Annotated in this window: 7 protein-coding genes; 2 read left to right on the forward strand and 5 right to left on the reverse strand. The window is 70.9% G+C overall.

What is annotated here, in order from left to right:
* The first annotated feature begins 124 nt into the window (after positions 1-124).
* Positions 125-2,716 (forward strand): penicillin acylase family protein, encoded by a 2,592-nt coding sequence (locus tag ACWGST_RS07300; RefSeq protein WP_452045998.1) that lies wholly within the window; start codon positions 125-127, stop codon positions 2,714-2,716.
* Positions 2,717-2,854: 138 nt separating this feature from the next.
* Here the strand turns inward: ACWGST_RS07300 and ACWGST_RS07305 are convergent, their stop codons facing one another.
* From ACWGST_RS07305 to ACWGST_RS07325, 5 genes are all read right to left on the reverse strand, one after another.
* A complete protein-coding gene (locus ACWGST_RS07305) occupies positions 2,855-4,165 on the reverse strand; it encodes a citrate synthase (RefSeq protein ID WP_452045999.1) in 1,311 nt (436 codons plus the stop codon).
* Positions 4,166-4,348: 183 nt separating this feature from the next.
* Positions 4,349-5,464, reverse strand: coding sequence for a succinyldiaminopimelate transaminase (dapC, locus tag ACWGST_RS07310; RefSeq protein ID WP_452046000.1), 1,116 nt, complete (start codon positions 5,462-5,464; stop codon positions 4,349-4,351).
* 16 nt (positions 5,465-5,480) lie between these two features.
* Positions 5,481-5,801 carry a ferredoxin gene (gene fdxA / locus ACWGST_RS07315; RefSeq protein ID WP_452046001.1) on the reverse strand — a complete coding sequence of 107 codons (321 nt, stop codon included), beginning with the start codon at positions 5,799-5,801 and terminating at the stop codon, positions 5,481-5,483.
* Positions 5,802-5,882: 81 nt separating this feature from the next.
* Complete coding sequence (locus ACWGST_RS07320; protein ID WP_452046002.1) at positions 5,883-6,275, reverse strand: DUF6113 family protein; 393 nt, start codon at positions 6,273-6,275, stop codon at positions 5,883-5,885.
* Entirely contained in the window at positions 6,272-6,721 is a 450-nt protein-coding gene (locus tag ACWGST_RS07325; protein ID WP_452046003.1) for a hypothetical protein, read from the reverse strand. The genes ACWGST_RS07320 and ACWGST_RS07325 overlap by 4 nt, the downstream gene beginning before the upstream one ends.
* Positions 6,722-6,873: 152 nt before the next feature.
* On the opposite strand from ACWGST_RS07325, the gene ACWGST_RS07330 reads away from it, so the two are divergent.
* Complete coding sequence (locus tag ACWGST_RS07330; RefSeq protein WP_452046004.1) at positions 6,874-7,683, forward strand: enoyl-CoA hydratase/isomerase family protein; 810 nt, start codon at positions 6,874-6,876, stop codon at positions 7,681-7,683.
* The last annotated feature ends 157 nt before the right edge of the window (positions 7,684-7,840 follow it).

A 7,840-nucleotide genomic window follows, 5' to 3' on the forward strand; every position in this document is an offset into this window, starting at 1 on the left:
TTCGCAACGGCCTCGTCTCGGCTACAGTTGGTGACTCGGGCCGCCGTGGAGCGGCCCTCCGTCTTGCGCAGCACAAGGGAGTGACGTGGGCACCGACGCACCGCGAACCAGCCGGCATCGAGCGATGCGATTTCTCACCGGGCTGCTCATCACCGTGCTCGTGCTCGTGGTCGCCGCGGCCGGGTTCGGCTGGTGGACCGTGCAGCGCTCGTTCCCGACGACGAGCGGCACCGTCGACGTCGCCGGCCTCGACGCCGCGGTCACCGTCATCCGCGACGACGCCGGCGTTCCGCAGCTCTACGCCCAGACCGACCACGACCTCTTCGTGGCCCAGGGCTACGTGCACGCGCAAGACCGCTTCTGGGAGATGGACTTCCGCCGCCACGTCACCGCAGGGCGCCTCGCCGAGCTCTTCGGCGAGTCGCAGGTCGGCACCGACTCGTTCATCCGCACGCTCGATTGGCGGGGCATCGCCGAGCACGAGTACGACGCGCTCGGCGACGTGCAGAAGGCCTACTACGACGCCTACGCCGAGGGCGTCAACGCCTACCTCGCCGAGCGCAGCGGCGCCGACCTCTCGCTCGAGTACGCGGTGCTCGGCCTGCAGAACCCGGGCTACTCCCCCGAGCCGTGGTCGGGCATCGACTCGATCGCCTGGCTGAAGGCGATGGCCTGGGATCTGCGGTCGAACCTCGGCGACGAGATCGACCGCGCGATGCTCGCGACGGCGCTGCCGCCCGAAGAGGTCGCGCGCCTGCACCCCGACTTCTCCTGGGGCACGATGCCGACGATCGTCGGCGGGCAGCCCGCGGCAGCCCCGGCGGCGCTGTCGTCGACGCCGCTCGCCGCAGACGGTGACCCCATCGAAATGGATGCCGCGGCGACATCCACTCTCGGATCAGGCGGCACCGACCCGGCCACGGTGGCCGACGGCGTCGACGCGACCGCCGGCGTCGCCGATGCGCTCGCGAGCCTGCGCGCGGCGATCGACGGCGTGCCCGAACTGCTCGGCCCCGAGGGCGGCGACATCGGCTCGAACTCGTGGGTGGTCTCGGGGTCGCTGACCGAGTCGGGACTGCCGCTGCTCGCGAACGACCCGCACCTCGGCCCGGCCATGCCCTCGATCTGGACGCAGATGGGCCTGCACTGCGTCGCCATCACCGAGGCGTGCGGATTCGACGTCGCCGGCTACTCGTTCTCGGGACTGCCGGGCATCGTCATCGGCCAGAACGCTGATGTCGCGTGGGGCTTCACCAATCTCGGCCCCGACGTCGCCGACCTCTACCTCGAGCGCGTCACCGACGACGCCTACGAACTCGACGGCGTGCAAGTGCCGTTCACCACTCGGGAGGAGACGATCGAGGTCGCCGGCGGCGACCCCGTCACGATCACGGTGCGCTCGACCGCGCGCGGCCCCATCGTGACCGACATCGGCGACGACTTCGGCGCCGTGGCCGCCGAGTACCCCGCCGTCGCGGGCCAACCCGACGGCGCCTACGAGGTCTCGCTGCAGTGGACGGCGCTCTCACCGGGCACGACCGCCGGCGCGATCTTCGCACTCGACCGCGCAAGCGATTGGAACACGTTCCGCGCGGCAGCCGCCCTCTTCGACGTACCGGCGCAGAACCTGATCTACGCCGACAACGCGGGCAACATCGGCTACCAGGCTCCCGGCCGCATCCCCGTGCGCAAGACCGGCGACGGCACGCTGCCGCTGCCCGGGTGGACGAGTGCGAACGGCTGGGCGGGCACGATCCCGTTCGACCAGCTGCCGTCGGTGCTGAACCCGCCGGCCGGCTACATCGTCACCGCCAACAACGCCGCCGCCGGCCCCGACGGCCCCATGCTCACGAAAGACTGGGACTACGGCTACCGCGCCGCCGGCATCGACCGGCTGATCCGCGAGCGCATCGACGCGGGCAAGTCGTTCACCGTCGACTCGCTCGCCGAGATCCAACTCGACACGGGCGACGCGAACGCCGATGCGTTCCTGCCCGTGATCGCCGAGCTCGAGCTCACCGGCGACGCCGCCCGCGGGGCTGAGCTGCTCGCGGAATGGAACGGCAGTGCCGACGTCGACAGCGCCCAGGCGGCCTACTTCGCCGTGTTCTGGCGCAACCTGCTCGACGACATGTTCGGCGGGCTGCCCGAGTCGGCCCAGCCGCAGGGCGGCGACCGCTGGTTCAACGTCGTCGGCACCCTGCTCGGCGAGCCCGACGCGAGCTGGTGGACGAACGACGAGCTCGGCGTCACCGGGCGCGACGCGATGATCGCGAGCGCGCTCGACACGGCGTGGAGCGAAGCGTCGAAGCGCATGGGGTCCAACCCCGACTCCTGGCGGTGGGGCCGGTTGCACACCCTGACCCTCACGAACCAGAGCTTCGGCGAGTCGGGCGTCGCCCCGATCGAGTGGCTCTTCAACCGCGGCCCCTACGAACTCGGCGGCGGCTCGGCGATCGTCAACGCGATCGGCTGGGATGCGAGCGTCGGCTACGGCGTCGACTGGGTGCCGTCGATGCGCATGGTCGTCGACCTCGCCGACCGCGACGCCTCACGCTGGATCAACCTCACCGGTGCGTCGGGTCACGCGTTCCACCCGAACTACGCCGACCAGGCGCCGCTCTGGCAGCGCGGCGAGTTGCGCGACTGGGCGGTCACGGCCGACGCCGTGAAGGCGAACGCCCACGACACGCTGACGCTGACGCCCGCGGGCTGAACGCGTGGGGGGTTGGCGCCAACGGGCAGTTGTTGCCGCCTCACGCGCACAGACCCGGCAACGACTGCCCGTTCGCGCGTGTGCTAGGTGCGACCCGTGCGCGCGGCGCGATGCGCCTGAGCGCGGGCACGGCCGCGCTCAGGCGCCGGGGTAGTGCCGCTCGGGCTCGCCGACGTAGAGCTGCTGCGGGCGACCGATCTTCGTCTGCGGGTCGAGGTTCATCTCGCGCCAGTGCGCCATCCAGCCGGGCAGGCGGCCGATCGCGAAGAGCACGGTGAACATGCGCGTCGGGAACCCCATGGCCTTGTAGATGACTCCGGTGTAGAAGTCGACGTTCGGGTAGAGGCGACGCTCTTTGAAGTAGTCGTCTTGCAGCGCGAACTGCTCGAGCTCTTTCGCAATGTCGAGCAGCGGGTCGGCGACGCCGAGCCCGGCGAGCACCTCATCGGCCGATTGCTTGACGATCGTCGCGCGCGGGTCGTAGTTCTTGTAGACGCGGTGCCCGAAGCCCATGAGCTTGACGCCGTCTTCCTTGTTCTTCACGCGCTCGACGAACTTCTCGACGCCCTCGCCCGACTCGCGGATGCGGCCGAGCATCTGCAGCACGGCCTCGTTGGCGCCGCCGTGCAGCGGTCCCGAGAGCGCCTGGATGCCCGCCGAGATCGAGGCGTAGAGGTTCGCACCCGTCGAGCCCACGAGACGCACGGTCGACGTCGATGCGTTCTGCTCGTGGTCTTCGTGCAGGATGAGCAGCCGGTCGAGCGCGGTCGAGAGCACCGGGTCGACCTCGAAGGACTCGGCCATGTTGCCGAAGTTGAGCTTCAAGAAGTTGTCGACGAACGACAGCGAGTTGTCGGGATAGAGGAACGCCTGGCCGATCGACTTCTTGTGCGCATAGGCCGCGATGACGGGCAGCTTCGCGAGCAGACGCACCATGGTCAGCTCGACCTGCTCGGGGTCGTTCTGATCGCTCGAGTCCTCGTAGTACGTCGAGAGTGCCGACACCGCGCTCGAGAGCACCGACATCGGGTGCGCCGTGTGCGGCAGCGACGAGAAGAAACGCTTCAGGTCTTCGTGCAGCAGCGTGTGGCGACGGATCTTCTCGTCGAACTCCCCCAGCTGATCGGCCGTCGGCAGCTCGCCGTAGATGAGCAGCCACGCGACCTCGAGATACGTCGAGCTCGCCGCGAGCTCTTCGATCGGGTACCCGCGATACCGCAGGATGCCCTGCTCACCGTCGATGTAGGTGATCGCCGACCGCGTCGATGCGGTGTTGACGAACCCGTAGTCGAGTGCGGTCAGTCCGGTCTGCCGGGTCAGCGTCGACACGTCGATGCTCGAGTTGCCCTGCACTGCACGCTGCACCGGCAGTTCTGCGGTCGTGCCGCCGAAGCTCAGGGTCGCGGCCTGGGGGGTCTCCCCTGCCGACTTGTTCCGGACGTCGCTCACGGCGCCTCCTGTGATCGTCACTTGCGCGGTCACCTGCTTTCCGGGCGTGACCACTCGCGCGGCACCGACCCGGATACAGCCTAGACGGGCTCCGAACACACTGTCGCACCCGCCAACAGATCATCCTATCCGTTGGCGAGAGTCACAGTCTGCGCGCGAATCTGCATGGAGGGCGAGCGGATGTCACGCCGCAGCAGCGGCCCGAAGTCGCTCGGAAGCCGCCGCGATGCGCTCGTCGGTCGCCGTCAGCGAAAGCCGCACGTGCTCGGGGTGGTGCACGCCGTAGAAGTGGCCTGGGCCCGCGACGATGCCGAGATCGGCGAGTCGCCCGATCGAGTCCCACGCGTCGCGGCCCTCGGTCGCCCAGAGGTAGAGCCCGGCCTCGCTGCGGTCGATGCGGAACCCTGCGGCTTCGAGCGCCGGCGCGAGCTGCTCGCGCCGGGCGTGGTAGCGCGCTTTCTGCTCGGCGACGTGCGCGTCGTCGCGGAGCGCGGCGATCATCGCCGCCTGCAGGGGCTGCGCGAGCATGAGCCCGGCGTGCTTGCGCACAGTCGTGATGCGCGCGATGACCGTGCGGCAGCCGGCGATGAAGGCCGTGCGGTAGCCGGCCATGTTCGACTGCTTCGAGAGCGAGTAGGCGACGAGCGTGTTCCGCCGGCTGTCGCCGACGACCCGGGGGTCGAGCAGGCTGGGCACCGGGGCATCCGCCCACTCGCCCTGCCAACCGAGCTCGGCGTAGCATTCGTCGCCGACGATGACGGCGTCGAGTTCGAGTGCGCGCTCGCGCGCGGCCCGCAGCTCGTCGATCGTGAGCACCCGGCCGTCGGGGTTGCCCGGGCTGTTCAGCCACACGAGCTTCGTCGCTGCCGGCCACTGGGCCGGGTCGTCGGAGGCCATCGCGGTGGCGCCGACGAGCACGGCGCCCATCTCGTAGCTGGGGTACGCCGCTCGCGGGTGCACGACCACGTCGCCCTCGCCGAGGCCGAGCAGGAACGGCAGCAGGGCGACGAGCTCTTTGGATCCCACCGTCGGCAGCACGTTCGCCTCGGTGAGGCCGGTCACCCCGCGGCGCCTGGCGAACCAGTCGATGATCGCACCGCGCAGCTCGTCGGTGCCGGTCGTCTGAGGGTACGCGTGGGCGTCGGTCGCGTTCGCGAGGGCATCGCGCACGAGCGCCGGCGTCGGGTCGACCGGCGAGCCGATCGAGAGATCGACGACACCGCCGGGGTGCGCCGCCGCACGCTCGCGGAACGGGGCCATGAGGTCCCAGGGGTAGTCGGGCAGGTCGCCGCGGGCCATGCTCGGCGCGCCCGGCTCAGTGCGCCTGCGGCGGAAGTGCCATGACGACGGGGTGGTCCTTCGGGATCACACCGATCTTGGCGGCGCCGCCGGGCGAGCCGATGTCGTCGAAGAACTCGACGTTGGCCTTGTAGTAGTCGGCCCACATCTCGGGCAGATCGTCTTCGTAGTAGATGGCCTCCACCGGGCAGACCGGCTCGCACGCACCGCAGTCGACGCACTCGTCGGGGTGGATGTACAGCATCCGGTCGCCCTCGTAGATGCAGTCGACGGGGCACTCGTCGACGCAGGCGCGGTCTTTGACGTCGACGCACGGGAGGGCGATGACATAGGTCACGGTGTTCGCTGTCCCTTCGAGAGGCTGGGCCTTCAGTCTAGGCCGCGAGCGCGACGGCGTCGCACGGTGCGTCGCCGTGCGTCACGCCGTCGCACCGTCGCGTCGGCGCGGCGCCGGCAGCTTCGGCCAGGCTACGACGAGCACCGCGATGAGCGCGGGGGCGATCGACCACACCGTGCCGGTCAGGTCGCCGACGATGAGCACCGATCCGCCGGGGCCGGGCAGCGTGAGCACGGCGACCGCGACGACGATGCCGGCGCCGGCCGCCGCTGCGGCCCCCCGCCCGCCCGCGACGAGACGGATGCCCAGGAGCAGCGCCGCAACCCCGACGAGTGCGGCGACGAGGCCCCACGGAATCTGCGCGTCGCCGATGCGCAGTGCCGCCCGATGCCCGATCGTGCCGAGCGCGCCGTAGGCGATGCCGATCAGGAACGCGACGACGATCGTGCCGATGCGACGGCCCGGGCTCGTCATTTCGCCTGCTGGGTCACGGTGTACGAGACGGCCTCGCCGTCGCCCGCGACCAGCACGAGGTACTCGCCGTTCGAGTAGACGACGGCGCTCGCGGTGTCACCCGACAGTGTGGTGTCCTCGGTGAAGCCCGCGGCCTCGAGCTTCGCCGCGGCGTCGGCGACGGGGTCTGCCGCGCTCGAGGTGATCATGACCATCCAGCCCTCGCTGCCGCCGGCGCCCGCCGCGAAGGCGATGTCGCCGTCGATGAGCGCGATCGACTCGGGGAAGTCGGCCGGCAGTTCGCCGCCGAGGCTGACATCGCCGCCGGTCGCCCCCTCGATGGCCTCTTCGACGCCCTTGTTGACGAGGTCGCCCGGGTTCGGAAAGCAGCCGGAGAGTGTGAGAGCGGTCGCGGCGGCGATCACCGCGGCGACGCCTGCACGACGGGTGATGGTGGACGTTCGCATGGCCGGCTCCTCGTGTGCTGCGGTCTGGAGAGAGTGCGGGCGGCATGCCGACGCGGCATCCGTCGCCCCCTCGCAATGGTACCGCCGCCCCTGTCGGCACGATGGCGTAGCGTGGAGCGCGACACGGAACGGGCCGTGCGGAGAGGACGACCATGGCCGAGCCCAGCACGCACGAGACCGGGCCCGACGTGCGCGTCGAGCGCGACGGCGACCTCGCGATCGTGACGATCGATCGCCCGAAAGCGCTGAACGCCCTCGCACCCGAGGTGCTGTCGGCCCTGCTCGCCGCGTTCGAGTCGCTCGCGGCCGAGGGCAGCGCCGTACGCGGCGTGCTGCTCACGGGCGAGGGCGGCCGGGCGTTCGCGGCCGGCGCCGACATCCGCGGCATGGCCGGGCTCACCCCCGAGCAGGGCGAAGAGGCCTCGCGCCTCGGGCACCGCGTCGCCGCCGCGGTCGAAGGTCTCCCCGCGCCCGTCATCGCGTGCGTCGACGGCTTCGCCCTCGGCGGCGGACTCGAGCTCGCGCTCGCGTGCGATTTCATCTACGCGACGGATGCATCGAGCTTCGGTCAGCCCGAGGTGCACCTGGGTCTCATCCCCGGCTTCGGCGGCACCGTGCGACTGCCCCGGGCCGTCGGACTCGCCCGGGCCAAGGAGCTCATCTACACCGGTCGGCGCATCCCCGCGGCCGAGGCGGTCGCGATCGGACTCGTCGCGCGATCGTTCGCCGATCGCGACGCCCTCTTCGCGGGGGCGCGCGCCACGCTCGACGAGGTTCGTGCGAACGCCGCGCCGGCCGTGAGCCTCGCCAAGCGCGTGCTCGTGGAGGCATCCGGCCGCAGCACCGACGCGGCGACCGATTTCGAGATCGCGGGCTTCGGCGACGCGTTCCGCACCGAAGACATGCGCGAGGGCGTCGCCGCCTTCATCGAGAAGCGCGAACCGCGCTTCACCGGCGCCTGACCGCGCTCGCCGGCAGCGCAGCCGGCGTGCGCCTCCGCGCACCCACCCCGGCATTCTGCGTTGCCGGCTCAAGGCCCAATCCGTCTTGCCGGCTCAGGGCTTCGGTGTTGCCGGTTCAGGGGCTTCGGGCGACACGCCGCCGTGCGGAGCCCCCAGC

The organism is Agromyces sp. NPDC055520 (assembly GCF_053619715.1).

Bases quoted from the DNA above. Each gene is read 5' to 3' on its own strand.
- ACWGST_RS07320 (WP_452046002.1), bottom strand. From the start codon at position 6,275: ATGACGAGCCCGGGCCGTCGCATCGGCACGATCGTCGTCGCGTTCCTG.
- dapC (WP_452046000.1), bottom strand. From the start codon at position 5,464: ATGGCCCGCGGCGACCTGCCCGACTACCCCTGGGACCTCATGGCCCCG.
- ACWGST_RS07325 (WP_452046003.1), bottom strand. From the start codon at position 6,721: ATGCGAACGTCCACCATCACCCGTCGTGCAGGCGTCGCCGCGGTGATC.
- ACWGST_RS07330 (WP_452046004.1), top strand. From the start codon at position 6,874: ATGGCCGAGCCCAGCACGCACGAGACCGGGCCCGACGTGCGCGTCGAG.
- ACWGST_RS07300 (WP_452045998.1), top strand. From the start codon at position 125: ATGCGATTTCTCACCGGGCTGCTCATCACCGTGCTCGTGCTCGTGGTC.